This window comes from Cupriavidus sp. C3SS-1, assembly GCF_057073755.1.
Genome location: NZ_CP172700.1, coordinates 2,581,971 through 2,607,705 on the forward strand (window position 1 = coordinate 2,581,971; position 25,735 = coordinate 2,607,705).

The 25,735-nt window shown below is 65.2% G+C and carries 24 protein-coding genes; 16 read left to right on the plus strand and 8 right to left on the minus strand.

Going from position 1 to position 25,735, the window contains the following annotated elements:
• Window positions 1–73: 73 nt before the first annotated feature.
• The 4 genes from ACIGJC_RS27900 to ACIGJC_RS27915 form a co-directional block, all read right to left on the minus strand.
• Window positions 74–979, minus strand: a complete 906-nt coding sequence (locus ACIGJC_RS27900) for a flagellin (RefSeq protein WP_483712759.1) — start codon at window positions 977–979, stop codon at window positions 74–76.
• A gap of 10 nt (window positions 980–989) precedes the next feature.
• Window positions 990–1,691 carry a C39 family peptidase gene (locus ACIGJC_RS27905; protein ID WP_483712760.1) on the minus strand — a complete coding sequence of 234 codons (702 nt, stop codon included), beginning with the start codon at window positions 1,689–1,691 and terminating at the stop codon, window positions 990–992.
• The gene (locus ACIGJC_RS27910; protein ID WP_483712762.1) at window positions 1,691–2,134 is read right to left on the minus strand and encodes a hypothetical protein; all 444 of its coding nucleotides are present in this window, start codon (window positions 2,132–2,134) and stop codon (window positions 1,691–1,693) included. Before ACIGJC_RS27910 ends, ACIGJC_RS27905 begins: the two co-directional genes overlap by 1 nt.
• Window positions 2,135–2,335: 201 nt before the next feature.
• The gene (locus ACIGJC_RS27915) at window positions 2,336–3,805 is read right to left on the minus strand and encodes a hypothetical protein (protein WP_483712764.1); all 1,470 of its coding nucleotides are present in this window, start codon (window positions 3,803–3,805) and stop codon (window positions 2,336–2,338) included.
• A 673-nt stretch (window positions 3,806–4,478) separates the two neighbouring features.
• On the opposite strand from ACIGJC_RS27915, the gene ACIGJC_RS27920 reads away from it, so the two are divergent.
• The 4 genes from ACIGJC_RS27920 to ACIGJC_RS27935 all read left to right on the plus strand — a co-directional run bounded on the left by ACIGJC_RS27920 (window position 4,479) and on the right by ACIGJC_RS27935 (window position 8,227).
• Window positions 4,479–5,261 carry a GntR family transcriptional regulator gene (locus tag ACIGJC_RS27920; RefSeq protein ID WP_483712766.1) on the plus strand — a complete coding sequence of 261 codons (783 nt, stop codon included), beginning with the start codon at window positions 4,479–4,481 and terminating at the stop codon, window positions 5,259–5,261.
• A 131-nt stretch (window positions 5,262–5,392) separates the two neighbouring features.
• The gene (locus tag ACIGJC_RS27925) at window positions 5,393–6,406 is read left to right on the plus strand and encodes a tripartite tricarboxylate transporter substrate binding protein (RefSeq protein WP_483712767.1); all 1,014 of its coding nucleotides are present in this window, start codon (window positions 5,393–5,395) and stop codon (window positions 6,404–6,406) included.
• Window positions 6,403–7,707: a 3-isopropylmalate dehydratase large subunit gene (locus ACIGJC_RS27930; protein ID WP_483712769.1), complete on the plus strand. Its 1,305-nt coding sequence runs from the start codon at window positions 6,403–6,405 to the stop codon at window positions 7,705–7,707. Before ACIGJC_RS27925 ends, ACIGJC_RS27930 begins: the two co-directional genes overlap by 4 nt.
• Window positions 7,708–7,720: 13 nt before the next feature.
• Window positions 7,721–8,227: a LeuD/DmdB family oxidoreductase small subunit gene (locus ACIGJC_RS27935; RefSeq protein ID WP_483712771.1), complete on the plus strand. Its 507-nt coding sequence runs from the start codon at window positions 7,721–7,723 to the stop codon at window positions 8,225–8,227.
• Window positions 8,228–8,242: 15 nt separating this feature from the next.
• Here ACIGJC_RS27935 and ACIGJC_RS27940 read toward each other — a convergent pair whose 3' ends face one another.
• Window positions 8,243–8,956 carry a phosphoribosyltransferase gene (locus ACIGJC_RS27940; protein WP_483712773.1) on the minus strand — a complete coding sequence of 238 codons (714 nt, stop codon included), beginning with the start codon at window positions 8,954–8,956 and terminating at the stop codon, window positions 8,243–8,245.
• A gap of 270 nt (window positions 8,957–9,226) precedes the next feature.
• Here ACIGJC_RS27940 and ACIGJC_RS27945 point away from each other — a divergent pair, with 270 nt between their 5' ends.
• The gene (locus ACIGJC_RS27945; RefSeq protein ID WP_483712774.1) at window positions 9,227–9,391 is read left to right on the plus strand and encodes a hypothetical protein; all 165 of its coding nucleotides are present in this window, start codon (window positions 9,227–9,229) and stop codon (window positions 9,389–9,391) included.
• On the opposite strand, the gene ACIGJC_RS27950 is transcribed toward ACIGJC_RS27945, so the two are convergent.
• Window positions 9,384–10,268 carry a LysR family transcriptional regulator gene (locus ACIGJC_RS27950; protein ID WP_483712775.1) on the minus strand — a complete coding sequence of 295 codons (885 nt, stop codon included), beginning with the start codon at window positions 10,266–10,268 and terminating at the stop codon, window positions 9,384–9,386. The two genes, ACIGJC_RS27945 and ACIGJC_RS27950, sit on opposite strands and share 8 nt — an antisense overlap.
• A gap of 181 nt (window positions 10,269–10,449) precedes the next feature.
• On the opposite strand from ACIGJC_RS27950, the gene ACIGJC_RS27955 reads away from it, so the two are divergent.
• The 6 genes from ACIGJC_RS27955 (at window position 10,450) to ACIGJC_RS27980 (ending at window position 15,705) form a co-directional block, all read left to right on the plus strand.
• Window positions 10,450–10,887, plus strand: a complete 438-nt coding sequence (locus ACIGJC_RS27955) for a nucleoside deaminase (protein ID WP_483712776.1) — start codon at window positions 10,450–10,452, stop codon at window positions 10,885–10,887.
• A gap of 4 nt (window positions 10,888–10,891) precedes the next feature.
• On the plus strand, window positions 10,892–12,112 hold the full coding sequence (locus ACIGJC_RS27960) for a cyanate transporter (RefSeq protein WP_483712777.1): 1,221 nt from the start codon (window positions 10,892–10,894) through the stop codon (window positions 12,110–12,112).
• A 447-nt stretch (window positions 12,113–12,559) separates the two neighbouring features.
• Window positions 12,560–12,685, plus strand: coding sequence for a hypothetical protein (locus ACIGJC_RS27965; protein ID WP_041680323.1), 126 nt, complete (start codon window positions 12,560–12,562; stop codon window positions 12,683–12,685).
• A gap of 43 nt (window positions 12,686–12,728) precedes the next feature.
• Window positions 12,729–13,040: a hypothetical protein gene (locus ACIGJC_RS27970; protein ID WP_483712778.1), complete on the plus strand. Its 312-nt coding sequence runs from the start codon at window positions 12,729–12,731 to the stop codon at window positions 13,038–13,040.
• 718 nt (window positions 13,041–13,758) lie between these two features.
• Window positions 13,759–14,706, plus strand: a complete 948-nt coding sequence (locus ACIGJC_RS27975) for a response regulator transcription factor (RefSeq protein WP_483712779.1) — start codon at window positions 13,759–13,761, stop codon at window positions 14,704–14,706.
• 81 nt (window positions 14,707–14,787) lie between these two features.
• Window positions 14,788–15,705: a glycosyltransferase family 2 protein gene (locus ACIGJC_RS27980; RefSeq protein ID WP_483712780.1), complete on the plus strand. Its 918-nt coding sequence runs from the start codon at window positions 14,788–14,790 to the stop codon at window positions 15,703–15,705.
• 28 nt (window positions 15,706–15,733) lie between these two features.
• On the opposite strand, the gene ACIGJC_RS27985 is transcribed toward ACIGJC_RS27980, so the two are convergent.
• Both ACIGJC_RS27985 and ACIGJC_RS27990 read right to left on the minus strand, forming a co-directional pair.
• Window positions 15,734–16,810: a GNAT family N-acetyltransferase gene (locus tag ACIGJC_RS27985; protein WP_483712782.1), complete on the minus strand. Its 1,077-nt coding sequence runs from the start codon at window positions 16,808–16,810 to the stop codon at window positions 15,734–15,736.
• A gap of 28 nt (window positions 16,811–16,838) precedes the next feature.
• Window positions 16,839–18,035 carry a DegT/DnrJ/EryC1/StrS family aminotransferase gene (locus ACIGJC_RS27990; protein ID WP_483712783.1) on the minus strand — a complete coding sequence of 399 codons (1,197 nt, stop codon included), beginning with the start codon at window positions 18,033–18,035 and terminating at the stop codon, window positions 16,839–16,841.
• 541 nt (window positions 18,036–18,576) lie between these two features.
• Here ACIGJC_RS27990 and ACIGJC_RS27995 point away from each other — a divergent pair.
• The 5 genes from ACIGJC_RS27995 to ACIGJC_RS28015 all read left to right on the plus strand — a co-directional run bounded on the left by ACIGJC_RS27995 (window position 18,577) and on the right by ACIGJC_RS28015 (window position 25,532).
• Window positions 18,577–20,610 carry a polysaccharide biosynthesis protein gene (locus ACIGJC_RS27995; RefSeq protein WP_483712785.1) on the plus strand — a complete coding sequence of 678 codons (2,034 nt, stop codon included), beginning with the start codon at window positions 18,577–18,579 and terminating at the stop codon, window positions 20,608–20,610.
• Between the two features lie 330 nt (window positions 20,611–20,940).
• Entirely contained in the window at window positions 20,941–21,978 is a 1,038-nt protein-coding gene (locus ACIGJC_RS28000) for a polysaccharide biosynthesis protein (protein WP_483712786.1), read from the plus strand.
• Complete coding sequence (gene wbjC / locus ACIGJC_RS28005; RefSeq protein WP_483712787.1) at window positions 21,975–23,081, plus strand: UDP-2-acetamido-2,6-beta-L-arabino-hexul-4-ose reductase; 1,107 nt, start codon at window positions 21,975–21,977, stop codon at window positions 23,079–23,081. Before ACIGJC_RS28000 ends, wbjC begins: the two co-directional genes overlap by 4 nt.
• 1 nt (window position 23,082) lies before the next feature.
• A complete protein-coding gene (wecB, locus tag ACIGJC_RS28010; RefSeq protein ID WP_483712788.1) occupies window positions 23,083–24,210 on the plus strand; it encodes a non-hydrolyzing UDP-N-acetylglucosamine 2-epimerase in 1,128 nt (375 codons plus the stop codon).
• On the plus strand, window positions 24,198–25,532 hold the full coding sequence (locus ACIGJC_RS28015; protein WP_483712789.1) for a glycosyltransferase family 4 protein: 1,335 nt from the start codon (window positions 24,198–24,200) through the stop codon (window positions 25,530–25,532). Before wecB ends, ACIGJC_RS28015 begins: the two co-directional genes overlap by 13 nt.
• Window positions 25,533–25,735: the final 203 nt, after the last annotated feature.

Below are 25,735 nucleotides of genomic sequence, written 5' to 3' on the forward strand. Positions count from 1 at the left end.
TCTATCCTCCCCCGGACGGCGGACTGATTAGACAGGAGTCCGCTGCCTGCACTGCGCGATGCCTTCGCTACGACTACCTCATGCTCGCGGCCCGCATCAGCGCGCTGTTCAGCGCTGTGTTGGCCAGCTGTGATCGGAATGCCTGCAATGTATTCACGCCGGCGTCGATTGTCATGACGCTCTGGATGCTCTGGTTGTTCAGCGAGTTCTGGATCACCGTTGCCGGCGAGCCCGCGAGCGCGCCGACGTTCGCAAGATTGCCCGGGCCATTCTGGATGACGGTCAGGGCGCCATTGGTGACAACCTGGGCGGCTCCGGTGTTGACCGTCGTCACCGGCATGCCACCCGCGCCGGCCGCCGCGGTCGCGACCGAGGTTGCCCCGGCGGCCGAGGCGGTGCTGGCGCCTGCCGCGCCGGCACCGCCCGCCGCACTCGCACCGGCCGCGCCGCCTGCACCGCCATTGCTGCCGGCCGCGACCGACACACCGGTCGCCGGACCGAGGGCGGCCCCCTGGGTCGCACTGACGATCGACGGTCCCAGGGTCGAGGCCAGGCGAGAAGCCTGTTCCGTCGTGATCCTCCCCACATCCGGGATATTAAGGGTGGTTGCCACGACCAGCGCACCGTTGATGTACACCGCGCGTTCGATACCGAACGAAACCTGCAGTCCGCCCGCATCGAACCCGCCCCGCGCGTCTTCGAGCCGTTCCTGCGCGACCGGCTTCCAGCCGGTCATGTCGCTACGCGCGGCGGCAACATGGCTGTCCGGCGGCATGTCATCGGCGCGGTCGCCGCGCGCCAGCGCCGCCTGCGCCGGGACCGCCCCGGCATCGAGCGGGTCCGGCGGCGATGCATCGGCCGCGCGCACGGAACCAGCATAGGCCATGCCCGCCCCGAGCAGCAACAGGACGGTGGCCTGCCCCGCCGTGCCGCATCGGCTGCCGGCCAGGCCAGGAAATGAAGCGGACGTCTCGAGCATGATGTGTTCCTCAGAAATCGCTGGCGCCATGCGAAGGCATGACGGTGAAGAACAAGCTGTCCCGGTTGACTCCCATCCAATAGGGGCCCATTGGCGCAACGCGCCAGTCGGCCGCAAGATTGAACCGCGCACGATCGGTACGGTTATGGATCACGAAGAGCAGCTGGCCTTCCCAGACGCTCTCGAAATGCTCGCGCGAAATGGAGCGCGTGCCGCGCGCGGGATCGCCGATCAGCACGCGGTCTCCCCTGACCCCCTTGACCACCACGAAGTGGTGGTAGCCCCCTTCGGAGATCAGCACGATCGCGGGGATCTGCGTCTCCTCCAGCTTGGACAGGGGCAATTCATAGCCGTCGGCCTGATAGCCGCGCGACTCCAGGAAGCGCTTCATGTCCAGCAGGGAAAATCCTTCATGGCGGATCTTTGCCTGGTCGCCGTTGACGTACATGTTGGCGAAGGCCAGTTCCTCGGTCACGGGCTCGCCGTACTGGAAGGTCAGCAGGGTCGCCACGGCGGCCGAGCCGCAGCTGAAGTCGTATTGCTGCCGGACCGTGGTCTTGAAGCGGGCTTCGCGCAGGCTCGTCACCGGCACGCTGTAGTACTCGCCGACGGGTCCGTAGATTGCCACCCGGTCCGCGAGCGCCGGCGCGGTGTGTCCCAAAGCCAGCGCGAACGACAGAACCCCCAGCCACCCCCGTCGAAGCATCTTCATCACTTGAACTGAACGTTGATGATGGTCGCGTTCTGGATCAGCACGCTGTTGCCGGTGTTCTGGATTGCCGTCGGTATGCCCGCCGCATTGGCGAACGCGCCGTCGGTCACGATATTGTTGCCGGACACCGAGTTGTTGGTCGTATTGTCCGCCACCGTGCCGTGCAGCCGCATGTCGTTGACGACCAGTTCCGCACCGCCACGCACGCCATCAAGCTTGTCGCTTGCCACGGCCACGATCTTCGGGCCAAACGGATTGCGCTGGGCCCCCGTATTCAGGTCGGTCTTTGCAGCGGCTTGCGTGCCGATGCCAATTACGCTGGCCGCGCTGACCTGCGCTGCCGCGGACGCAGGGTCCGCCATGGGATCCGCCTTGGCTTGCACGAAGGGCCAAGCCAGGAATGCCGTCCCCAGAAGGGTGACTGCGGTGCGAACCGGTCGCATGGTGCGTCTCCTTGTTGCTCGCCACGTTCCGCCCCCATCCGGTGGCCCATGGCGATACTCACAGGCTGACAGGCCAGGAGAACGGCATCACGCCGGGACGAACCGCGCCCCCGAGATGCCGCTCCCGGCCGCGTGAAGCTTTGCGACGGCACCGTCCGGCCGGCCATGACTGCTACTGGCCGGACCGCGCCGTGCGAGGCCTCACTTGCCGACGTTCATGTTCGCCTGCACGTTGACGCTATGTTGAATCATCGATCCGGCGCCATTGTTCTGCGCGGCGATCATGATGCCGGCAGCGGTCTGGCCAACGCTGGTCATGACGTTTTGCATCTGGAACGAACCGGCACTGACGGAGATATAGCCGCCCGCGCCGCCGACCCCACCGACCGCACCGTTGCCGGTACCGCCCGTGCCGCCAGCACCAGCGCCGCCATTGCCGACACCGCCGGTCGCGCCAACAGCGCCAGCAGCGCCAGCAGCACCGGCGCCGCCGCTGCCGTTGGAGGCCGTGCTCGAAGCGCTGCCATTGGTAGCCGTACCGCCTGCGCCACCATTGCCGGCAATGCTCGCTTGCGCGCCGCCAGCGCCAGCATTGCTGGTGGAAGCGCCGCCCGTGCCGCTAGCCGTTGCCGCGCCGCCTGCACCGCCGGCACCACCGGTTGCACCGGCTCCGCCCCCTGTTGCGCTGGCCGACGAAGTACCGGCACCACCAGCGCCGCCACTGCCACTTGCGGTACCGCCAGAACCGTTAGCCGTGGGCGAGCCAGCTCCGCCGCCCGCACCCGCGCCAGCGGAACTGCCAGTACCCGCGCCACTGGTCGCAGACGTGCCGCCGCCCGCCGCACCTGCCGAACCACCAAAGCCGCCGCTCGCGCCCAGGGCGCTACCGCCACGGCCACCGGCACCGATCGATGCGCTGAGCGCACCGCCGCCACGGCTGGTGCCGCTTGCGCCATCGCCGCCGGCGCTGCCGGATGCACTGAGCGTGCTACCGCCAGTCGACGTAGCACTGCCACCGCCACCGCCCGCACCGCCCGCACCGCCGCCGGTACCACCGACGCCCGCAGTAGCGCTGCCATTCGTCACCTGTCCGGCGCTCGCACTGCCATTCAGGCCGCCGCTACCGCCATTGCCGCCATTACCACCGTTTCCGCCGTTTCCGCCAGTACCGTGTCCACCGGTCCCGCCCGTAGCGGCTCCGCCCGTGCCAGCACCGCCGGCTCCGCCCGCGCCAGCACTGGTAGTGCCGGTGTTCCAGGCCTGGTTACCCACGCCGGCGAACGAGTTATTGGAAACGTATCCATTCAGCTTGCTGATGGCCAGCGCCTTGCTATGGTTGAATGAATTCGAGAAATTGGCCTGGGCCGTGCTTCCGTTGGCGGCGGCCGCATTGCCATAACCGCTCATATCCTGATCCGCGCGGGTGAGGGTCCGGTTCGACGTCCGGTTCGATGTCCTGTTGGAAGTGGAGGTGGAGGTATTGCCGGTCACGTTCAGGGAACGTGAATTTTCATTCGCCTGTGCACCGCCGCCGCCCTGAGTCGAGTTGGCAGTCGCGGTCTGCGTATTGCTCGTGCCACTATCGCCCGCATTCGTTGTCGGGTTCGCCATCGCTTGACTGCCAAAACCGAATGCCAAGGCAATCGCCGACGCCAGTAAAGTCTTTTTCATATGAAGCTCCCAGGAGAATTTCACACAGCGGCTCAGCCTCCGCGCAACACCCATCCCGAGTGATGGCTGGAGGTTCGGTCCGGCACAGTGCCAAACCAGACTCCCCTTGCGCATAATCGGTGCCAGCTTCTAGACGCGAATGGACAATCCCTTGCAGGACAAGGGCTTGCCAACCCGATGCGGGGAACTTTCCGGGGCCATTGGCAATCCTCTCCCACCTTCGCCGCAGTGCATCGCAAGCGACATGTCACACCGATGTGACACCGACTCCCGCGTGCCTGCTGGGCGGTTTTTCGACCCGGGACAGAAGCTTATTGTTTTCAGTGGCTTACCCGACCCACTCGGGAATGGCCGATGCGCCTGGGTGCGTATCGGCACTGAAACAGGGTGCCCGGCGATGCACAGACCGGCAGGCGTTCGGGGGCGTGGCAATCTGCAGAAATCGCCTTGGGATCGCATGCCGCAAAGCCCCGTGGCAGCGGCTCGGGCAAGACATTGCGTGCGTCCGCACGCAGCCGGAATGCGGCGTTCGGGCCTCAGGTGCACCGTTGCAACAGATTCACCGCCGCCACGGTGCCGAAACGCACTCATTGCACAGTCCATCTAGGACTTATGTCTGATCTACAGTACATTAGAGGCATTACAGACTTGTCATGTCTCCGCAAGCGAAACCATGAGCGAAGCCGTCGTCCCCTTGTATCACCAGATTTACGTGGTACTGCGCCAGCAGATTGTCGAAGGCCGCTTCGGCCAGGGACCGCTGCCGGGCGAAATTGACCTGGCCAAACAGTTCCACGCGTCGCGCGTGACCATGCGGCGGGTGTTCGACCGGCTGGTCCAGGAAGGACTGGTGCGCCGGCATCGCGGGCTGGGCACTTTCGTCAACCCGCATCCGGTCAGGCCGGTCTCGACGACCGAAGAGCGCAGCGCCAGCCTGCTCGACAACATCATCGACATGGGCCAGAAGACGGCGGTGAAGGTGATCTCGATCGACGAGGTCCACGCCACGCCGGAAGTGGCCGAGGCGCTCGACCTCTCGCCGGGCGATCCGGTGGTGAAGATCATCCGCGTGCGGCACTACCGCAACCGGCCGCTCTCGCATATCACGGTCTACCTGCCCGCCGAACTGGGCCGACCGCTCACGCGCAAGGCGCTCGAGGAGCAGCCGGTGCTGCGCCTGCTCGAAAGCAGCGGCGTGCGGCTTGGCCGCGCCAGCCAGGTCCTGTCGGCGCGGCTGGCCGACGTGGTGGTCGCCCCGCTGCTCGAGGTGCCGGTGGGCGGCGCCCTGCTGGCGGTCCGCCGCGTGGTCAAGGACGCCGATGGCCGTCCGGTCCAGTTCCTGCTGGGCCAGTACCGGCCGGATCGCTACGAGTACCGCATGGAACTGTCGCCGGCCGGTGAGGACAGCACCAACGTCTGGGTGGAAAACGAAACCCGCCCGGGCCTGCGCGACTGACACCGCGCGCCAGGCCACGGCAGGCGCCTCAACGCCCTGCCACGCCATCGGGACCGCCCCACGCGAGCGCGGTCCCGGGCGATAATGCGCATTCGTGATCACTTTTTCACTTTTCGCAGGGAGCAGCCGTCATGCCGTCGTTCCGTCCGCGCACGTCTACCCACAGACGTTCACTCGCCACCCGACTTCGTGCCGCCGCAGGCGCCTGCGTGCTGGCGCTGTGCGCGTTCCCGATGGCGGCGGATGCGCAGATCGCCGGCGGCAAGGCCATCCGCATCCTGGTCGGGGCCCCGGCCGGCGGCACCACGGACACGCTGGCGCGCAGCATAGCCCAGGAAATGTCGCAGCAGCTGGGCCAGCCGGTGGTGGTCGAGAACCGCCCCGGCGCGGGCGGCAACATCGCCGCCGACCTGGTCGCCAAGAGCGCGCCCGACGGGTCCACGCTGCTGATGAGCTTCACCAGCCATACCATCAACGCAACGCTCTACAAGAAGCTGCCGTTCGATCCGCTGCAGGACTTCACGCCGATCACGCTGGTGGCGACGGTGCCCAGCGTGCTGGTGGCCAATCCAAAGCTGTCCGCCAACAACGTCCCCGAACTGATCCGGCTGGCGCGTGCGCAGCCCGGCAAGCTGAACTTCGCCATCGGCTCGGTCGGTTCGTCGGTGCACCTGGCCGGCGACATGTTCAAGATGATGACCCACACATACATCGTGAACATTCCGTACAAGGGCACCGCGCCCGCCATCACGGACCTGCTTGCCGGGCAGTGCGACCTGATGTTCGCGAGCACGCTCAATGTCCTGCCGCACGTGCGCGCGGGCAAGCTCAAGGTACTGGGCGTGACCAGCCCCGCGCCGCTGCCGCAGTTCCCGGGCGCCGCCCCGATCGGCGCCACCGTCAAGGGCTTCGAATCCAGCGCCTGGTTCGGCCTGTTCGGACCGGCCGGGTTGCCGGCAGACGTGACCCAAGCCCTTTACCAGGCGGCCCACCAAGGCCTGGAGGCGCCGGCGGTACGCAAGCGCCTGGAAGCGGACGGTGCGCAGCCGCTCGGCACCACGCCGGAATCCTTCGCCGCGTTCGTGAAGCAGGACGTGAAGCGCTGGGCCGCCGTGGTGAAGTACTCGGGGGCCACCTCGGAATGAACGTGGCCGCGGCCTCGGCGCCCGCCCGTCCGGCAACGCTGGCCCAGAAGCTGGTGGCGCGCGCCGCGGGGCAGGCACATGTCGAGCCGGGTGCGCTGGCGATGTGCCGGGTCGACCTGGCGATGTCGCATGATTCCAGCGGGCCGCGCCGTGTCGCGCCGCTGCTGGAAGCGCTGGGCGCCACCGTGTGGGACCCCTCGCGCTACGTGGTCGTGACCGACCACTTCGTGCCCGCCGCAGATCCCTCGGCCGAAGCGATCCTGCACTTCACCCGCGACTGGACACGCCGCAGCGGCGCGCACCTGATCGACGGCGAGGGCATCTGCCACGTGGTGCTGCCCGGGCACGGCCATGTGCTGCCGGGCCGGCTGATCGTCGGCGGCGACAGCCACAGCCCGACCGGCGGCGCGTTCGGCGCCTACATGTTCGGCGTCGGCGCCACCGAGATGGCCGGCGTGCTGGCCACGGGCGAAATCTGGCTGCGCGTGCCGCAGACCATCCGGCTGCAATGGGACGGCGCGCTGGCGCCCGGCGTCTGCGCCAAGGACATGATGCTGTTCCTGTGCGCGCGCCTGGGCCTGGGCGGCGGCCGCTATGAAGCCGTCGAGTACGCCGGCAGCGCGGTGGCGGCCCTGTCCATGCAGGAACGCATGACGCTGGCCAATATGAGCGCCGAGCTTGGCGCCCAGACGGGCCTGGTCGCGCCCGACGCCACCACGCTGGACTGGCTCTCGGCGGCGGGCGTGCCGGCGTCGACGCTGGCCGGCATCGACCTGGCCTGGTGGCGCACCGATGCCGGCGCGCCGCTGCTGGCCACCCATGTCTTCGATGCCGGCGCTCTGGTGCCGCAGGTGGCCGCGCCCCATTCGCCGGCCAACAGCGCGCCAGTGGAGCAGGCGGCCGGCGAAGCCGTGCAGATTGCCTACCTTGGCGCCTGCACCGGTGCCAAGCTGGACGACCTGCGCATGGCGGCGCAGGTGCTGCGGGGCCGGCGCGTCGCGCCCGGCGTCAGCCTGCAAGTGGCGCCCGCCTCGGTGCGCGACCAGCAGCAGGCGGAACGCGAGGGCATCCTCGCCATCCTGGCCGAAGCGGGTGCCGAACTGCTGCCCAATGCCTGCGGTGCCTGTGCCGGCTATGGCGCCGCGCGCTTTCCCGCCGGCAGCCGCGCCATTGCCTCGACCGCGCGCAATTTTCCCGGGCGCATGGGCGATGGCGGCAGCGCCGTCTGGCTGGCATCGCCGCTGACGGTGGCGGCCAGCGCCGTGACCGGGCGCATCACCGATCCCCGCACCCTGCTCTGAACCCGTTTTCCGCATGACCGAGCCTTCCCTCCCCGCGCGCGCCGGCCGCATCTGGCGCTTTGGCGACGACATCGATACCGACGCCATGGCCCCGGCGGTATGGATGAAGGCCGCGCCGGAGGTCCTCGCCTCGCATTGCCTCGAAAGCCTGCGTGCGGAGTTCCCCGGCCAGGTACGCGCCGGTGACGTGGTGGTAGCGGGCGCCAACTTCGGCATCGGCTCGTCGCGCGAGCAGGCGCCGCAGGCGCTGCGCCAGCTGGGCGTGCAAGCCGTGGTGGCGCCATCGTTTGGCGGCCTGTTCTACCGCAATGCCATCAATCTCGGCCTGCCGGTGCTGGTCTGCCCGGACACCAGCCGGCTGGCGGATGGCGCGCCGGCCCGGGTCGACCTGGAGAACGCGGTGCTGCAGCTGGACGACGGCACCACCGTCGCCTGCGAACCGGTACCGGCATTCCTGCGCGAGATCCTGAGCGCGGGCGGGCTGATCCCGCATCTGCAGGCCAGGCTGGCGCGCGCCTGACGACCGGCCCGGCGCCTATGTCGGGCCCTGCGCCGGGCCCTGCGGCGGCCAGTTGGCTGCCTCTCTCAGCAGCGCCAGGGCTTCTTCGTCGCTGGTCTGGGTGAAGTCGAGGTAGAACGCGCCCACCGAACCGAAGTTGGCCGGCGTGTTCAGGCAGATCACCTGGTCGGCGGCGGCTTCCAGGCTGGCCAGCCCTTCCGCGGCCCCTACCGGTACGGCGGCGATCACTTGCGCGGCGCCCGCCATGCGCAGGCCCTCGAGCGCGGCGCGCATGGTCGCGCCGGTCGCCACGCCATCGTCGACCACGATCAACGTGCGCCCCGCCAGGCGCGGCAGCGGCGCGCCGTTACGGTAGCGCTGCTGCCGCCGCACGATCTCGTCGATCTGTCGCCCCCGTTCGGCAGCGAAGGTCCCGCTTTCGACCGTGCGACGCACCCACGGATCGTCATTGACGACGGTATGCGGATCCCGTCCGGCATCGCCTTCCACGACGGCGCCGAGCGCCAGTTCAGGATAGCCCGGCGCGCCGATCTTGCGCACCAGCAGCACGTCCAGCCGCGCGCCGATGGCGCGCGCGGCCTCGAACGCCACCGGCACGCCGCCGCGCGGCAGCGCCAGCACCAGCGCGGGCACGCCGTCGCGCGGCTGGCCCACACCGAGTTCGGCCAGGCGGCGCCCAAGGTACAGGCCGGCCTCACGTCGGTCGGCAAAGCACGGCGGCAATGGCATGGCGCGCTCCTGCAGGGTGGCCGGCTGTCGGCGTATAGGCGTGACGGCGTGTCGGCGTGGTCGGCAAATTCGACACATGGGGCAGGACCGCACCCCCTAAGTCACTATAGTCTGTCCCCGGCGTCGCGCCCCGCTGCCATGCGTGCCGCGCATTGGACGCAACACGGAAACAGTGTGTTGCACTGCGGCAGGCTGATCGCCGGGGGCAAGCCCGCTAGGATGTGGGTCAGGCGGCAACCCGCCAAACTCATCGCCACCAGTGAGCCTGACATGACTTCGCCGCACCCTGACAGCAAGGAGCAAGACATCGCCCGCCCGGACAACGAGCCGGACATCCCGTTCGGTTCGCTCGACGCCGCCGCCATGGTCGAACTGCCTTACACCTTCCGCCAGACCGGCACCTGCGCCGGGTACTTCCGCGAATTCTTCAGCTGAGCGGCGCCGCGCTCGCGCCCATGGCCTGGTCGCACAGCGCGACCAGCCGCTCCATCATGTCGCGCGCGGCGGCGGAGGGCTCCGGCTGGGCGTGCAGCGTCAGTTCGATGGCCGGCACGGCGCCTAGCCACGGCTGATCGTCGAGCAGCCGATGCGGCGCCGCTGCGAGCCGGCGCGGCAGCAGGCTGATGCCCAACCCGTCGGCCACGGCAGCGCTGATGCTGGCCAGGCTGGCGCTGACGAAGCCGATGCGCCAGCGCCGCCCGCTGGCGTCGAGCGCGTGCGTCATCTCGCCCCGGTAGAGGCCGCCGCTCGGGAATGCCACCAGCGGCACCGGGTCGCGCGCCACGGCTGGTCGCGTGCAGCTGTCGATCCACGCCAGCGGCTCCGGCCAGCAAGCCATGCCGGCGGCATGGCCCACGCGCTGCTTGACCAGTGCCAGGTCCAGTTCGCCGTCCTGGAAGCCCTGCCAGAGATCGTGGCTGAGACCGCTGGTGACCTCCAGCCGGATCCCCGGCCAGGTATCCGCAAACCCCGCCAGCATCGCCGTCAGCGGCTGCGCCGCGAAATCCTCCGGCACCCCCAGCCGGATCTCGCCCTGGCCTGACGTCTGTCGCACCTGCTCCACGGCTTCGGCCATCAATTGCTGCAGGCGTCGCGCGTAGCCCAGCAGGCGCTCGCCTTCGGGCGTGGTCGTGACATAGCGGCCACCCCGGTCCAGCAGCTGGCAGCCCAGCTGCTCCTCCAGCCTGCGCACCTGCTGGCTGACGGTCGACTGGGTCAGGTGAACGCGCTGCGCCGCGCGCGTGAAGCTTCCGCTCTCGGCCACGGCGACAAAGCTCTGCAACAGCGCGGGATCGAGGCGGGCGTCATGCACGGCAGTCAGGTATTGGATTTTCCACTGCCGGGGATTTCATCATTTAATTTCCCAATTGCCAAGCCACGGCGTAGATTGGCGGCTCTCCTCCATTCGCGCCCTCCCCGCGGGCCGCCTTGACGGAACTCTGCGGTCAGCGTGCGCTTACTTTCGCTACGCTATGGCAACCCACGAACAACTCATGCGCGAGGCCGTCGACCTCGCGCTGATCAACCGGAACCGCGGCGGCCGCCCGTTCGGCGCGCTGCTGGCGATCGACGGCGAAGTCGTGGCGACCGGCGTCAACGACATCGTCCACAGCCACGACCCGACCACGCATGCCGAAATGGAAGCGCTGCGCGCCGCCGCCCGCAAGCTCGGCCGCCCAGACCTGCGCGGCAGCGTGGTCTATGCCAGCGGCCATCCGTGTCCGATGTGCCTGGCCGCGATGACCATGGCCGGCGTGCAGGCGGTCTACTACGCCTTCGACAACAACGACGCCGCGCCCTACGGCCTGTCCAGCGACGCCGCCTACCAGGCGCTGCGCCTGCCCCTGGTGCCGCCGCCGCTGCCGTTGCAGCGGGTGCCGGTGGACATCGCCGCCGTGCAGCTTTACGGCTCGCGTGCGCCGCGCGCGTGAAGACATGTCGTTCGACGTCTCGCACCGCGCACCGCCGCGCTGGCTGATCCTGGCCACGGTCGTGGCGATCGGCCTGAACCTGCGGCCGTTCCTGACCGCCGTCGGGCCTCTGGCCACCACCATTCGCGCCGGCACCGGGCTGGACTACGAAGGCATGGCGTGGCTGACGCTGCTGCCCATGCTGCTGATGGGTGCCGGGGCGTTTGCCGCCCCGGCCATCCGCCAGCGGCTTGGCGCACGCCGCGCGGTGCTGGCCGCGCTGGCCACGCTGTGCCTAGGATCGGCGCTGCGCGCGCTGGCGACCGATGGCGCGATCCTGGTGGCCACGGCGGCCCTGTGCGGGCTTGGCGTGGCCGTGGTGCAGGCGGCCTTCCCGGGCATCATCAAGCAGGAATTCCCGCGGCGCGTGGCCCCGGTCATGGGTTTGTATTCGGCCGCGCTGATGGGCGGCGGCGCGCTGGGCGCGCAGCTGGCCCCGCTGATCTCGGATCTGTCCGGCGCTTGGCAGCAAGGCCTGGCCTGGTGGGCGCTGCCCACCGCGGCGGCATTTGTCCTGGCCTGGCGCGCCCTGCCGGCCCCAGGGGCAGCCGCATCCGCGGCCCGTGCCGCGCACCGGCCGGCCAGCCAGCTGCTGCGCCGCCGCCGCACATGGATGCTGATGGCCTGCTTCGGCGCGATGAACGGAGGCTATGCCTCGCTCGTGGCGTGGCTGGCGCCGTTCTACCAGCAGCATGGCTGGAGCGTGGCGCGCAGCGGCAGCCTGGTGGCCGTGATGGCGGTGGCCCAGGCCGCCGCCGCGCTACTGCTGCCGACGCTCGCCGCCAGCCGGCAGGACCGCCGCTTGTGGATGGCCGCGGCCCTGGCCATGCAGGCCGTGGGGTTTGCCGGCCTGGCGCTGTGGCCCGAATGGTCGCCCTACGCCTGGGCTGCCATCGGCGGAGCGGGATTGGGCGGTTGCTTCGCCCTGTACCTGGTGGTCGCCCTTGACCACCTGCCCGACCCCGACGGCGCGGGCGCGCTGAGCGCGCTGATGCAGGGCGGCGGCTTCCTGCTGGCCTCGCTGGCGCCGTGGATCACCGCGGCCCTGCATTCGCACACCGGCGATTTCGTGACCGGGTGGTGGTACCACCTTGGCTGCGTGGCGTTCGTGGCGGCACTCACCATGCGCCTGGACCCGGCGCGCTACGCCCGGTCCATGGCCGGCGCCGCTCCCCAACCGGCGTAGCCGGCCCCAAATCCGATCGCGCGCCTCAGCTTTCCGCTCGGCGCGCCATCGCCCGCTCGATGACCGCGCTGACATCGGCCGGATCGGGCCCGGTGCCGGATGGCAGCGCAAACGCGCGGGCGTACCCGATTCTGCGTAAGGCTGCACTGCCGCCACGATAGCACGCCGGCCACGCCACGAGGCCGCGCACGCCGAATCCTTTGCAAGATTTATTTCCGATGTAACGCCACATTACCCCTTGCCCGGTTCCCGCAAGCACGCGGGCGGATCCTGCAGGCTTCCTCCGGAGCCTTGTGCCACAAGGCTTTGCAGGCGATACCACCGAGCAGCCCTGGCCGCCGCGCCACGCATGCGTCATGTGAGACAGACTTACAAGTGCAAGCACGCAGCGCGGGGCCGCGTCGCTACATTGAAGCCGTGTTCAACGCGAACGATCCGGAGCCCCACATGAAACGCGCCCTCTGCCTGGCCGTGCTGCTGTCCACCACCGCAGCCCTGCTTTCCGCCTGCATCGTGGTACCGCCGCGCGGCGGCCCGCCGCCCCGCTACCACTACTACCACGACCGCTACTGATCCCTGCCGCCCGGTCCGACCACCCGACACCAGGAGAACCAAAATGAAACGCCAGATCCTTCTCGCCGCAGCCGTCCTCGCCGCCGGAGGCACCTTCGGCCTGCTCAGCCCCGCGCAAGCCCATGACGGCTTCCGCGCCTATGGCCATCCGCCGCCCGCGCCGCGCTACGAAGCCCGCCCTCCGGCACGCCCCGGCCAGGCCTGGGTGCCCGGCCACTGGGTGTCCCGCGGCGGACACTACGACTGGCGCGGCGGCTACTGGCAGGCGCAACGACCCGGCCAACGCTACGTGCCGGACCGCTGGGTGCAAGGCCCGCACGGCTGGGTCATGCGCCCCGGCTACTGGTCGCGTTGAGGATGCGTCGAGGGCGCGCCGTGCGGCGCCGGCCTGGCCCCCCGACCCGGCACGACAGGTTGGTGGCAAGGCCACGGAGCGGCTGCGACGCACGCTGCTCCGGCCTCATCCCGAGGTGGCAGTCCCCTCTCATCCAGAAGCACTAGATCGCGTGCGCAGGCATGGGCACCAAACGACGCGGCTATGGGTTAACACGGGTAATTCGAGCCGTTTCATAATTGCGTCACTAAATATTCCTTGATTTTCTTTTATCCACCCGAAGGGGTTATATATCAGGCACGGGAGGCCTTCGAATAATCAAATCCGTTGCAGGCCTGTAACCATCCGGCAAAGCGATGTCTCAGATCTGATACGGTTGCGCGCGCGCGCCGGCATGGCGCCTCCACAACATGCCCCCACCTTTTGGAGGGATTTTCGGCAGGTATTATGAAGCCCGCTTCATTCCCACTTCACCCCCCGCCCATTAGCGCCGCTTGCAATCCATACCACCACCCCATAAGATGGTTTTAAGCCGATTTAGGAGTGAGTAATTTTCGGGTTTGGGTTCGGGTCATCTTCCAGCCGCCGACAAGTTCAGAGCAGAAAAGGGAACAGGCCGGACATGGAAGCACGGGGGTCAAGGCAGTGAGCGGACCGCAGCGCGCGCCCGCCTGCCGTGTCATGTCTCCCCACACGCAAAGCGCCCGCATTCCCTCCCGAGTAACGGGGAGTGAAACAAATGAACGCCTTGCTGATCGAGGAGCATCCCTTGCTCCGTCTCGGGCTGCTGCAGATGCTCGAGAACATCCAGGATTCCGGTCACGTTGCGGCGCTCGCGCCTGACGAGCTCGGACGACACGACAATGTCCCGCACAACGCAGACCTGCTGGTCTTCGGCATGCCCACCGACATCCGCAGCGGATGGGCGCAACTGCAAGTCGCTCGCGAACTCCTTTCGCCCCAGCGCATCCTGATCCTCGCCGATCAGTTGCCGCTGCACATGCCCGACGCCGAAAGCGCGCGCGGTGTCTGCGGATGCCTGCCCAAATCGGCATCGCTGGCGGTCATCGAGGCCGCCATCCGGCTCGCGGTTTCCGCGGTGCAAGGCCTGCTGTTCAGCGCCGAGACCGGCACCTTGCCATCGGCATCGCGCCCGGCCCTGCCGGTCGCGCAATCGCTGGCGTCCGCCACACCGCTGCCGGCCACGGCGTTGCCCGAACAGCTTTCCCTGGCCACGTGCGCCAGCGCGCCGCGCAGCGGCATGCGCAGCAGCGTTGCCGTGCGCGACCTCACGGGACTCAAGCCCGGCCTGCCGTTGTCGGGCAGCGCGCGCCCGGTCGAAGAACCGCTGGCCGAGGCCGAGCCGAGCTACGACGAAGCCGAGATGCTCAAGATCACGCCGCGCCAGTACGAGGTGCTGGTGCTGCTGGCGCGCGGCTATCCGATCAAGACCGTCAGCCGCATGCTGAACATCTCCGTGGCCACGGTGAAGAGCCATGCCTGCACGCTCTACCAGCGCCTCAAGGTGCGCAACAAGGGCGAAGCGGTCTACGCCGCCTTGCAGCGTGGCGCCACGCTCGAATGGGTGAGCGGCGACGAGCGCGTGACGCGGGACAGCAGCATGCGCCCCGTGATCGCGCGCCACAGCGAAGCGGCCGTCTACGAGGCCGCAAGCCCGACGCTCTGAACGCCAGCACCGACGCCGAGACCCGCGAGACAAGCGGGCCGGCGCTGCCCCGGGCCAAGCCGGGGATTGAAGGGGTCAGCCATGCCTGCCAGCACTTTCCTGCCCACGTTTTCCGTGTGCATCTGCACGCGCGACAATCCCGACGGCCTGCGCCAGACCTTGCGCTCGGTCCTGGCATCGACCATGCCGCCGCACGAGATCCTGGTGTCTGACGACAGCAGCAACTACGACACGCGGCAGATGATGCGCGAGGAGTATCCCGCGATCCCGTATCTCGAAGGGCCAAGGCGCACGCCTGCGGCAAACCGCAACCGGCTCGTGCGCGTCGCGACCGGCTCGCACGTGCTGTTCATCGACGACATGACGCTTCTGGGCGAGACCTTCCTGCAGCAGATGGCAGAGCGGATCGCGGATGACCATATCCACCGGGCCCAGGTGGAAAACGCAGTTGCGCCGCTGATCCTGACAGGCATGGAGATGCGGGACGGGCGCTGCTGCAGGCCCTGCAAGGCTTCGTTCCTCGGCTATCCGTCGCCCGAGTACCGATGCGGTGAACGGCCACGGTCAGTGTTGCTGCATAGCGCGGTGTTCCCGCGCGAACTGTTCGAGCAAGGACGCTTCAATGAACAGCTCACTTGCGGCTATGACACCGTGGAGCTTGTCGATCACGCTGTCCATGCACGGGGGCATCGCATTGAGCTGGTGCCGAGTGCGGTGAATCGGAGCCTCGCCACGACGGCTGCCACTGGAGAAGCCGAGCTCAACGATGCCTCGCGGGTCTATGCGACGTATCGTGGCTATCAGCGTCTTCGCCACCGTTCCGTGACGGCACTGGCATTCGTCCTTCTCGCATCGGGCGACATACTCTGCAGGCATGTGCGGACCCAGGGCCTGCAAGGCGCTGGCACTGCCTGGCGTACCCTCAAGCAATTCCGCGGGCTGTTGCGCGAAGGCGCCCAAGCCGGTTCCGGCCTCACCCGGGAAGGCAAGGCGGCGTAGCCCACTCCTGGCTTGCCGGACAACGACTTCAACCGTGCGCTAAGGCTTCGCTGCCGACGCTGGCATCGGCCGTTGCCGCTTCTCGCCGGTAGGCGGGGAAGTAGTGCGTCATGTCGGACAGCACTGAGCTGTCTCCGCCGCACAGCGCCAGATATTTTTCCGGATGGACGATGACTCGATGTGTCCGGAAGGCATGCGTGTCTGGAGAGAACCCCTTCTTGTAGTGGAACAAGGAATCCAAGGAAGAGCCGCCAACCCCGCCGCCAAGGTGAAGGCGCTTGAGACGTCGCTCCCGCCCCCAGTTGCGCGCAGCATGCGTAATGATCTTGCAGGGCTGCCGAAGAATGTATCGCTGATCCATCCCGAAAAGATGAGCCTGCATGATTCCCGCGTCCCACGCCACCGAGAACAATGTGGCGCCGATAATCTCCCCGGCCTCTTCCGCCACGAACAATCTCAGGTTAGCGCCTACCTCTTCCACCAGAACCTCGTAGTAGCGTTCGTCGAAGCGATAGCTGGCTGCAGCGCCCAGGCGGCACATCGTTTCACCATAAAGGCGAACGAACGTCGGAAGCGCATCGAAATTTCGATCGATCCGGACCGTAACGCCCGCCTCGGTCGCCTTGACGATATTTTGCCGATGACCGCGGCGGGTCTCGCGCCAGTGCTCTTCCCCGCACTTCGTCAGGTCTACGGACACGGTCCTACCTTCCTCGACGATCTCCCCGACAGAGCTCCACCAGTCCGCATTCAGCAAGGAATGCAATCGCATGAACCAGGAAACGCAACCCGTCTCATGCAGGCGGTCGACGATGGCCGGCAAGGCTGCATCGATGAAGTCGCGGGAAACGTCATCAGTGACGACTGGGCCGCCATAGCCGTATGGCGATACCGCGTCCCAGCAGCCGGCATCGACTGTCCTGCGGATGATCGGCACGAGCAGCTCGCGCTCTCCGTCGGTCGCGTAGATTGCGCGTGCCTTGCCACCATCGCCGAACTCGGCGGCCCGCATCCAGCCAGGCAGATGGTAGCAATCGTGCGAACATCGCCGGAGCACAGCCGTCCATTCTGAAGCAGAGGTGCCCAGGAACTTGACTCGAATCATCTTGTTCTCCCCCCTCCGCGGCTCCCTGTTACGAACCGACCACCTCGACCAGCCGTGTGGCGCAAGCCACAACCTCCCGCACGACCTCCGCCGTCTTCGCGACCTCGGCGTCGGTCAGCGTTGGATGGACCAGCAGCATCAGACTGGTCTCGCCTAGCTGTTTGGCGACAGGTAACCGACGCGCTGGCCGCCAGCCCGTATTGTCGAAGGCCTTTTCCAGATATACCTCCGAGCATGTGCCGGCGTAGCACGGCACGCCCCTGGCCAGTATCTCTGACATGATGCGATCGCGGCTCCAGTCGCCTCGCAGGGCTTCCGGCCGGACAAAAGCATAGAACTTGTACCAGGCGTGCTCGCTATGCGCCGGTGGCAGCGGAATCCGTATCGCGTCAATGTCTTGAAGCGCTTCAGCAAGCAAGTTTGCGTGCCGGCTGCGCCGTCGCGTCCAGTCAGGCATCGATGCGAGCTGAACACGGCCGATCGCGGCCTGCATCTCCAGCATGCGCCAGTTCGTGCCAAAGGATTCGTGAAGCCAGCGGAACCCCGGAGGATGCTCTCGCCTGTAGACGGCGTCCCAACTCTTGCCGTGATCCTTGTACGACCACATGGCCGACCATAATTCGGCGTTGCTGGTGGTCACCATGCCCCCCTCTCCCCCCGTCGTCATGATCTTGTCCTGGCAAAACGACCATGCGCCAACCGCCCCGATGGTTCCGACGGAACGACCGCGATAGCGCGCACCGTGCGCCTGGGCACAATCCTCGATCACCTTGACGCCATGGGCGTCGGCAAGCGCCATGATCGGATCCATCTCGCAGGGATAGCCAGCCAGGTGAACACAGATGATGGCACGGGTGCGCGGGGTCAACACGGCCTCGATGGTCTCGGCCGTGATGTTGCCGCTGTCGACACAGACATCCGCAAAAACTGGAATCGCGCCGGCATTGACCACGCAGGAAACGCTGGCCATGAATGTGCGCGGTGTGACGATGACTTCATCGCCTGGACCGATACCCAACGCCCGAAGCGCAACGTCCAGCGCCAACGTTCCGTTGGCGAGGGCCACCGCGTAGGGTACGCCACACCAACGCGCAAACTCGCTCTCGAACTCGCGGCATTGCGTTCCGGTCCAGTAGTTCACCCGATTGGACAGGAGAACCTTCTGCACTGCGGCTTGCTCTTCGGGAGTAAAGCTGGGCCATGGCGAGAACGGGGTATCTAGCATCGGGAGGCCACCTCAGCCATCAAGAGTTGAAGACAGTAGCGAAGCAAGATCGGCAACGGAAAAGCAGGCGACGGCCACCGACCCATGGTCGTAGCCTTTGAACTCGGGACGCAAGACGTCCGTCAAGCAGCTTTCTCTCGCATTCATCTAATCAAACTTGTGACATCAAGTGAAGGTCGCCATATGGCTTAGATCACACGGCCGATCCGGAGCATGACCAAGCCTGTACGGCGGGCTTTGCGCGCCGTGCACCGTTGGTACGCGAGCGCACGTTGGCGTATTGCACGGGAATCCGCGACAGCAATAATGCTTCCATCGGGATGTGCGTCCAAGTACCTGGTCGCGCTGACGGGATGAAAGGCAAAGCGGGAGCCGATGGCGAGAAGCACAGACTGCCGGCCCAGGTACCTTCCAACAGAAGAAGCCTTAAGACAATGCTGAACTGTGCGCAACTTCTCCTGTTCACCACACCGTGTTGTCAGGATTCAGTTCTGGATATGGCGATGCCTCGGCCCACGATGGCGCCAGGAGGTGCCCGCATATGACCAACCTGATTTCGCGCTGGCTGATCGCCCTTCCGAGACGACGCAAAGTCGCGCTCATGCTATCGGCGGATCTGGTTGCATTGCCGATGTGCTTCGCCTTGGCACTATTCCTTCGCGCCGGCAATTTCGAACTGCTTGTCCAGTACGGCATTACGCCGCCACTGATCATTGCCGCGTGCACGATTCCCGTGTTCTCGCTGAGCGGGCTGTACCGCACCGTCGTCAGATACTTCGACCTGAGGGTCTTGTGGACCACCGGCACGAGCCTGGCCTGCCTGGTGGGTCTTACCTACGCGCTGTCATTTCTCGTGCATCTCGACAGACTGCCTCGCACCGGTCTGCTGATCTACTGGTTCATCGCGTTTGCATATGTCGTGATCTCGCGCTTTGTCGCGCGCGCGCTGCTAACTCGCACCCAACAGAAGCAGAGGACCCAGAAGGAGGCCACCGCCTTGCGCGTTGGCATCTTCGGTGCTGGAGAAGCCGGCTTTCAGCTCGCCATTGCCATGCGCGCGAGCTTGAGCCACAAGGCCGTCTGCTTCTTCGACGATGACATGACGCTTAGCAGAAGCATCTTTGCCGATCTTCCCGTCCACCACAGTAGCCAGATGCGCCGCCGGATCTCCGAGCACGCCATCAACGAGGTCGTATTGGCCGTGCCATCGTTGACCACCGAGCGTCGCAGGCAACTGGTCGACAGTTTGCATCGCTATTCTGTCAGCGTGCGAACCGTGCCGTCCTTGCTCGAGCTCGTTGACCGGAAGATCACCGTGCAGTCCATCCGTGATATCAGCATTGAGGACCTGCTGGGACGCGACGCTGTACCGCCCCGGGAAGACCTGTTTGCGAAATGCACCCAGCGAAAGACCGTGATGGTGACGGGGGCCGGCGGCTCCATCGGCAAGGAATTGTGCCGGCAGATCGCCACACAGGGTCCCCAGCGACTCATCCTGTTCGATCATTCGGAGTACGCCCTGTATGCCATCGAACAGGAACTGCGCCAGCGCTATCCCGATCTCCAGGTCACGGCGCGCATCGGCTCGGTTTGCGACGCCACAGCGGTATCGGCCGCGCTGCGTGGACAACAGGTCGATACCATCTACCACGCGGCGGCCTACAAGCATGTACCGCTTGTGGAGGCCAACATGTCTGAAGGCATCCGCAACAATGTGCTCGGGTCCTGCACTGTCGCCAACCTCGCCGACCACTTCGGCGTCCAGACCTGCGTGCTGGTTTCCACCGACAAGGCGGTACGGCCCACTAACGTGATGGGCGCGACCAAGCGCATCGCCGAACTGGCATTCCAGGGCGCAGCCGCTCGAGTCAATACGCGCACGGTGTTCTCCATGGTGCGCTTCGGCAATGTACTGGGCTCGTCCGGATCGGTAGTACCACTCTTTCGCAGGCAGATTCGCGAAGGTGGACCCATTACTATCACGCACCCCGACGTCATTCGCTTCTTCATGCTGATTCCCGAAGCTGCCCAGCTGGTTATCCAGGCAGGCGCCATGGCAAAGGGAGGAGAGGTTTTCGTCCTTGATATGGGCAAGCCGGTCCGCATCATGGACCTCGCGCGCACGATGATCGAAATGTCCGGACTGGTCGAGAAGACTCGCAAGAACCCGGCAGGCGACATCGAAATTAGGGTGGTTGGCCTGCGCCCTGGCGAGAAGCTCTTTGAAGAACTCCTGATCGGAGGTGAGGTCACGCCGAGCGAGCACGAACGCATCCTGTGTTCGAACGAGCCTTTCATTGAGGAAGCCGAGCTACGGACAAAGCTCGACAAGCTGTTTGCCGCATGCGATGCCCGCGATCAGCTCGAGATCCAGATCGCCTTGCAGAGCCTGGTTCCCGAGTACGCTCCATACAGCTCGCTGGATTCCCCGCTTCGCCAGGTCGTGCCCGCACGGCAGGACGCGGGCCAGGTGCCTCAATCCTCATTGCGCATCGTACCCGGCCGGCTGCTTGCCCCGGATAGTGCGGCGGACCTCAATCACCGAACGCTGTCCAGCCCGGGCGAGGCAACCTGATGGGCAGACCTCCGGTTCAAACGCACAACCCACGACCGATGAAGCGGATTTCATGGGCTCAGCCCGTTCGGCGGCGGCATGCGGCACGTCCTCATGAATGCGACCTGGCTACGACTCCCGATCCATGCGTTCGCTCACCCACTCTGACGCATTGCAATCGCAATCCCACGCACGATACTTAGTCTAGAGGTGGTTTAGACCCTCGCCGGCACGTCCGTGCTGCACCGTTGACTGGCGACGGAAAGCAAAGAAAGGCGCTTTTCTTGACTTGCCCGCGACCGCTCCAGACTGACCCGGTTGGCTGCGGACGAAGGATAACTGGGGGGAGATATGTTCTCTGACGGAGTCTTATTGATTACAGGCGGCACTGGATCGTTCGGAAACGCTGTGCTCCAGCGCTTTCTCGATTCCAACATTCGGGAAATCCGGATCTTCAGCCGAGACGAGAAGAAGCAGGATGATCTCCGCAAGAAGTACCAGGACCCGAAGCTCAAGTTCTACCTCGGTGACGTTCGCGATTTTCGAAGCATCGCGGGCGCGATGCAGGGCGTCGACTTCGTGTTTCATGCGGCAGCCCTGAAGCAAGTGCCTTCCTGCGAGTTCTATCCCCTGGAGGCGGTCAAGACAAACGTCCTGGGCACCGAAAATGTCATTCATGCCGCAATCGACGGCGGTGCAAAGCGTGTGGTCTGCCTGAGCACCGACAAGGCCGTATATCCGATCAACGCAATGGGTATCTCCAAAGCGATGATGGAGAAGGTGATGGTAGCCACGTCCAGGAACCTGGACGCCGGGCGCATCGTGGTTTGCGGTACGCGCTACGGTAACGTCATGGGATCTCGCGGCTCCGTCATTCCGTTATTTGTTGATCAGTTGACGAGCGGCAAGCCCCTGACCGTTACCGACACGGCCATGACGCGATTCATGATGACGCTCGAGGGCGCGGTAGACCTCGTGCTGCACGCCTTCGAACATGGTTCGAACGGAGACATCTTCGTGCAGAAGGCCCCGGCAGCGACGATCGGCACGCTCTCGAAAGCCATACTGCGCCTGTTCGACATGCCTACGCACCCGATTCACGTCATCGGCACGCGTCACGGCGAGAAGCTGTTCGAAACGCTGCTCAGCCGCGAGGAAATGGCCTGCTCGGAAGACCAGGGGCGCTACTTCCGCGTGCCACCGGATATGCGCAATCTGAACTACGAGAAGTATGTCGAGCAGGGCGAGCGGCGCATTTCCCATAGCGAAGACTACAACTCCCACAACACGGAGCAGTTGGATATCGAAGGCATGTGCAGCTTGCTCCTGGAGATGAACAGCATTCGCCGTTGCCTGCCCAACGCCCCGAAGCTTGTGGAGGCGGCATGAAAGTTCTTGTCACCGGAGCCGGTGGCTTCATTGGAAAGAACCTCGTCGTCGCACTGCGGGAGCGGCTCGATATTGAGGTCATACCGTTCACCCGGGAATCGACCGCTGCCGACCTATCCGATCAGGCCGCCGGACTTGACTTTGTTTTCCATCTTGCAGGCGTCAACCGCCCAACCGATGAAGCCGATTTCTGGCGCGGGAACGTCGAGCTGACACGAGAGCTTTGCGAGATCCTGCGCGGGACCGGCAAGGCGATCCCCGTCCTGTACACCTCGTCCACGCAGGCTGCGCTGGTTAACCCATACGGTCAGAGCAAGTCCACTGCCGAGGAAGTGCTTCGGACATACGGGAAACAGTGCAGAGCGCGCGTCACCATCATGCGGCTTCCCAATGTCTTCGGAAAATGGAGCCGACCGAACTACAACTCGGTAGTTGCCACGTTTTGCCATAACGTCGCCCGTGACCTGGCCATCCATATCGCGGACCCGCGCCACGCGCTGACGCTTGTCTATGTTGACGACGTCGTTCGGACTTTCCTGCAGGTAATGGATAACCGGGGTCAGGGTCCGCAAGCCCCTGAAGTGACACCGCAGTACACGGTCAGCGTAGGGGAACTCGCGGAGCTTATCCGCGCGTTCCGCGACAGCCGCGACACATTGGCCATGGCGCGCGTCGGCGTCGGACTGACCCGTGCCATGTATGCCACCTATGTAAGCTACTTGCCTCCCGATCGATTCACCTATGAAATTCCAGCCTACAGCGATCCTCGGGGTATGTTCGCCGAAGTGCTGAAGACCCCTGACTGCGGACAGTTTTCTTTTTTCACAGCAAAGCCCGGCATCACGCGCGGAGGGCACTATCACCACTCGAAAACCGAGAAGTTCCTCGTGCTGAAGGGAGAAGCTCGCTTCGCCTTCCGACACATTGCCTCGGATGAAGTGCACGAAGTGCGTACCTGCGGCGAACGCCCTGTCATTGTGGAAACCGTGCCAGGCTGGGCACACGACGTCACGAACGTGGGCTCCGACGACTTGGTCGTCATGCTGTGGGCCAACGAACCATTCGACCGCTCCCGCCCGGACACCGTTAGCCATAAGGTCTGACATGACGAGACTCAAGGTGATGACCGTGGTTGGTACGCGCCCGGAGATCATCCGCCTGTCGCGCGTGATCGCAAAGCTCGATGAGTTTGCGGAGCACGTTCTGGTCCATACCGGTCAGAACTACGATTACGAGCTCAACCAGATATTCTTCCGTGATCTGGGCATTCGACAACCTGATGTATTCCTGAACGCAGCCGGCGGTTCGGGTAGCGCAACGATCGGGAACGTCATTATTCAGACGGATCTGGTACTCCAGAAGATCAGGCCGGACGCATTGCTGATCCTCGGGGATACCAACAGTTGCATGGCGGCGCTCCCCGCCAAGCGCCGAAAGATCCCGGTTTTCCATATGGAGGCAGGCAATCGTTGCTTCGACCAGCGCGTGCCCGAGGAGATCAACCGGCGGATCGTGGATCACACGGCAGACGTGAACCTGACATACAGCGCCATCGCGCGCGAGTACTTGCTGCGCGAAGGTCTGCCGCCGGACCTGGTGATCAAGACAGGCAGTCCTATGCGCGAGGTCCTGGAGTTCTACCGTTCGGGAATCGATCGCTCCGAAGTGCTGGCGCGGCTCGGCCTGACTCGCGACAAGTTCTTCGTTGTCAGCGCGCATCGGGAAGAGAATGTCGACGATGAAGACATGTTCACGCGACTGGTCGCGATGCTCAATACACTGGCCGAGACCTATGATCTGCCTGTCATTGTCTCGACCCACCCGCGGACGAGGAAGCGGATAGACGCCCTTGGCATTGCGTTCCATCCGCGCGTCCAGCTGCTTAAACCGCTTGGCTTTACGGATTACGTCCGACTGCAGTTGGACGCTCGCGCGGTGTTGTCCGATAGCGGGACCATTACGGAAGAGTCCTCCATCCTCAATTTCCGCGCACTGAATATTCGCGAAGCCCACGAGCGCCCCGAAGGCATGGAGGAAGCCGCTGTCATGATGATCGGCCTGCGAGCGGATCGCATGCTGCAGGGCCTCGCCCTGCTTGAAGGCCAGCCCAGAGGAAGAGAAAGATTGCTGCACGCGGTGCAGGACTACGGTGCCGACAATGTTTCCGACAAGGTCGTCAGGATCATTCTCAGCTACACGGACTACGTCATGCGAACTGTGTGGAAGCAATAAACGAGGCGAACAACGTGCGCATATTGCTGATCACCCAATGGTTTGAACCGGAGCCCATGCTGAAGGGGATGCTGCTCGCCCGCGAGCTGAAGGCATTGGGGTATGACGTGGAAGTACTCACAGGATTTCCGAATTATCCAGGCGGTGTGCTGTACCCCGGGTACCGACTGAAATTGCTCCGGACAGACATCATCGAGGGTATTCGCGTGACCCGTGTTCCGCTGTACCCAAGCCATAGCAGCTCCGCCATCGGACGCATATTCAACTATGTCAGTTTCGCGGCGGCTGCGGCAGTCTATGGCGCGCTCAATCGAAAGAAGTTCGATGTGGCGTACGTTTACCACCCCCCGCTCACGGTCGGGATGGCCGCCGCTGTCATCGGACTGGTGCACAGAATGCCGTTTGTCTATGATATTCAAGACCTGTGGCCAGACACACTCAAGTCGACCGGCATGATCTCAAACCCGAATGCGCTTGCGCTTGTCGCCAGGGCATGCCAGTTCGTTTATCGGCGAGCCGCGGCCATCATTGCGCAATCGCCCGGATTCGAACGGCGCCTGCTCGATCGCGGCGTGCCACGTGAAAAGCTGCACATGATCTACAACTGGTGCGACGAGGCGGCGCTGGCAATCAGGCCATCCGAGGGTGCGGTACCGCCTGGCATGGCCACACGATTCAATATTGTGTTTGCCGGCAACATGGGCCCGGCTCAAGCTCTGGACACCGTACTTCTCGCCGCTGGCAACGCGCACGCCATTGATCCGCGAATTCAGTTCGTCTTTGTCGGTGGTGGCGTACAGGCGTCGCTGCTGCAGGACCGTGCCGATGCAATGGGGCTCGGCAATGCCGTGATGTTCCTTCCGCGAATGCCGATCACCAAGGTCGGCGAGGTCCTGCAGGCAGCAGACGTGCTTCTGGTGCACCTGCGCGATGACCCCCTCTTTTCCATCACGGTTCCCTCCAAGACCCAGGCATACCTTTTCAGCGGCAAGCCCGTTCTGATGGCGGTGCACGGAGACGCGGCCGACCTGGTCAAGCAGGCAGACGCCGGAATCTGTGCGGAACCGGAGAATGCGGAGTCGATTGCACAAGCGGCTCTCCGTTTCTCATCGATGGAGCAAGACGTTCTGCTCGACATGGGGCGGCGGGGTCGATCCTTCTATGAGAAGAATCTATCGGTCAAGGTCGGAATCGCCAAACTTGCAGCGTTGCTCGAGCAAGCGGGGAAATCGAACTCCGAGAAGCGTGCAAAGCGCAGGACGGAGCGACTGCCGGCGGCTCCGACTCACCCACAAAATCAGGCAGGCAATATCCACCGCTAGGAGTCTGGCGGTCCTGAGTCCGAGTGAACCTGATAGACCTGTGCGACGCCGCTCTTGAGACTGAGCCGGACTGGCCCTTGCCTGCCCGGCTCAAGCTCCGTGTGACCACCATTATCGTCTCGGCGTCTACCCCGGCTTGTGCCGCGAAATAAGGTGCGCTTGCAGGCAGGCGCCCGTTACAGCGCGTACTGGCGTCTCCCACA

Excerpts from the sequence above, each read along its gene's own strand:
- ACIGJC_RS27900 (WP_483712759.1), bottom strand. The coding sequence starts at position 979 with ATGCTCGAGACGTCCGCTTCATTTCCTGGCCTGGCCGGCAGCCGATGC.
- ACIGJC_RS27945 (WP_483712774.1), top strand. The coding sequence starts at position 9,227 with ATGACTTCGCCGCACCCTGACAGCAAGGAGCAAGACATCGCCCGCCCG.
- ACIGJC_RS27940 (WP_483712773.1), bottom strand. The coding sequence starts at position 8,956 with ATGCCATTGCCGCCGTGCTTTGCCGACCGACGTGAGGCCGGCCTGTAC.
- ACIGJC_RS27995 (WP_483712785.1), top strand. The coding sequence starts at position 18,577 with ATGACCAACCTGATTTCGCGCTGGCTGATCGCCCTTCCGAGACGACGC.
- ACIGJC_RS27975 (WP_483712779.1), top strand. The coding sequence starts at position 13,759 with ATGAACGCCTTGCTGATCGAGGAGCATCCCTTGCTCCGTCTCGGGCTG.
- wbjC (WP_483712787.1), top strand. The coding sequence starts at position 21,975 with ATGAAAGTTCTTGTCACCGGAGCCGGTGGCTTCATTGGAAAGAACCTC.
- ACIGJC_RS27955 (WP_483712776.1), top strand. The coding sequence starts at position 10,450 with ATGCGCGAGGCCGTCGACCTCGCGCTGATCAACCGGAACCGCGGCGGC.
- ACIGJC_RS27910 (WP_483712762.1), bottom strand. The coding sequence starts at position 2,134 with ATGCGACCGGTTCGCACCGCAGTCACCCTTCTGGGGACGGCATTCCTG.
- ACIGJC_RS27980 (WP_483712780.1), top strand. The coding sequence starts at position 14,788 with ATGCCTGCCAGCACTTTCCTGCCCACGTTTTCCGTGTGCATCTGCACG.
- wecB (WP_483712788.1), top strand. The coding sequence starts at position 23,083 with ATGACGAGACTCAAGGTGATGACCGTGGTTGGTACGCGCCCGGAGATC.
- ACIGJC_RS27970 (WP_483712778.1), top strand. The coding sequence starts at position 12,729 with ATGAAACGCCAGATCCTTCTCGCCGCAGCCGTCCTCGCCGCCGGAGGC.
- ACIGJC_RS27905 (WP_483712760.1), bottom strand. The coding sequence starts at position 1,691 with ATGAAGATGCTTCGACGGGGGTGGCTGGGGGTTCTGTCGTTCGCGCTG.
- ACIGJC_RS27935 (WP_483712771.1), top strand. The coding sequence starts at position 7,721 with ATGACCGAGCCTTCCCTCCCCGCGCGCGCCGGCCGCATCTGGCGCTTT.
- ACIGJC_RS27985 (WP_483712782.1), bottom strand. The coding sequence starts at position 16,810 with ATGATTCGAGTCAAGTTCCTGGGCACCTCTGCTTCAGAATGGACGGCT.
- ACIGJC_RS27965 (WP_041680323.1), top strand. The coding sequence starts at position 12,560 with ATGAAACGCGCCCTCTGCCTGGCCGTGCTGCTGTCCACCACCGCAGCC.
- ACIGJC_RS27925 (WP_483712767.1), top strand. The coding sequence starts at position 5,393 with ATGCCGTCGTTCCGTCCGCGCACGTCTACCCACAGACGTTCACTCGCC.
- ACIGJC_RS28000 (WP_483712786.1), top strand. The coding sequence starts at position 20,941 with ATGTTCTCTGACGGAGTCTTATTGATTACAGGCGGCACTGGATCGTTC.
- ACIGJC_RS27990 (WP_483712783.1), bottom strand. The coding sequence starts at position 18,035 with ATGCTAGATACCCCGTTCTCGCCATGGCCCAGCTTTACTCCCGAAGAG.
- ACIGJC_RS27920 (WP_483712766.1), top strand. The coding sequence starts at position 4,479 with ATGAGCGAAGCCGTCGTCCCCTTGTATCACCAGATTTACGTGGTACTG.
- ACIGJC_RS27960 (WP_483712777.1), top strand. The coding sequence starts at position 10,892 with ATGTCGTTCGACGTCTCGCACCGCGCACCGCCGCGCTGGCTGATCCTG.
- ACIGJC_RS27915 (WP_483712764.1), bottom strand. The coding sequence starts at position 3,805 with ATGAAAAAGACTTTACTGGCGTCGGCGATTGCCTTGGCATTCGGTTTT.
- ACIGJC_RS27930 (WP_483712769.1), top strand. The coding sequence starts at position 6,403 with ATGAACGTGGCCGCGGCCTCGGCGCCCGCCCGTCCGGCAACGCTGGCC.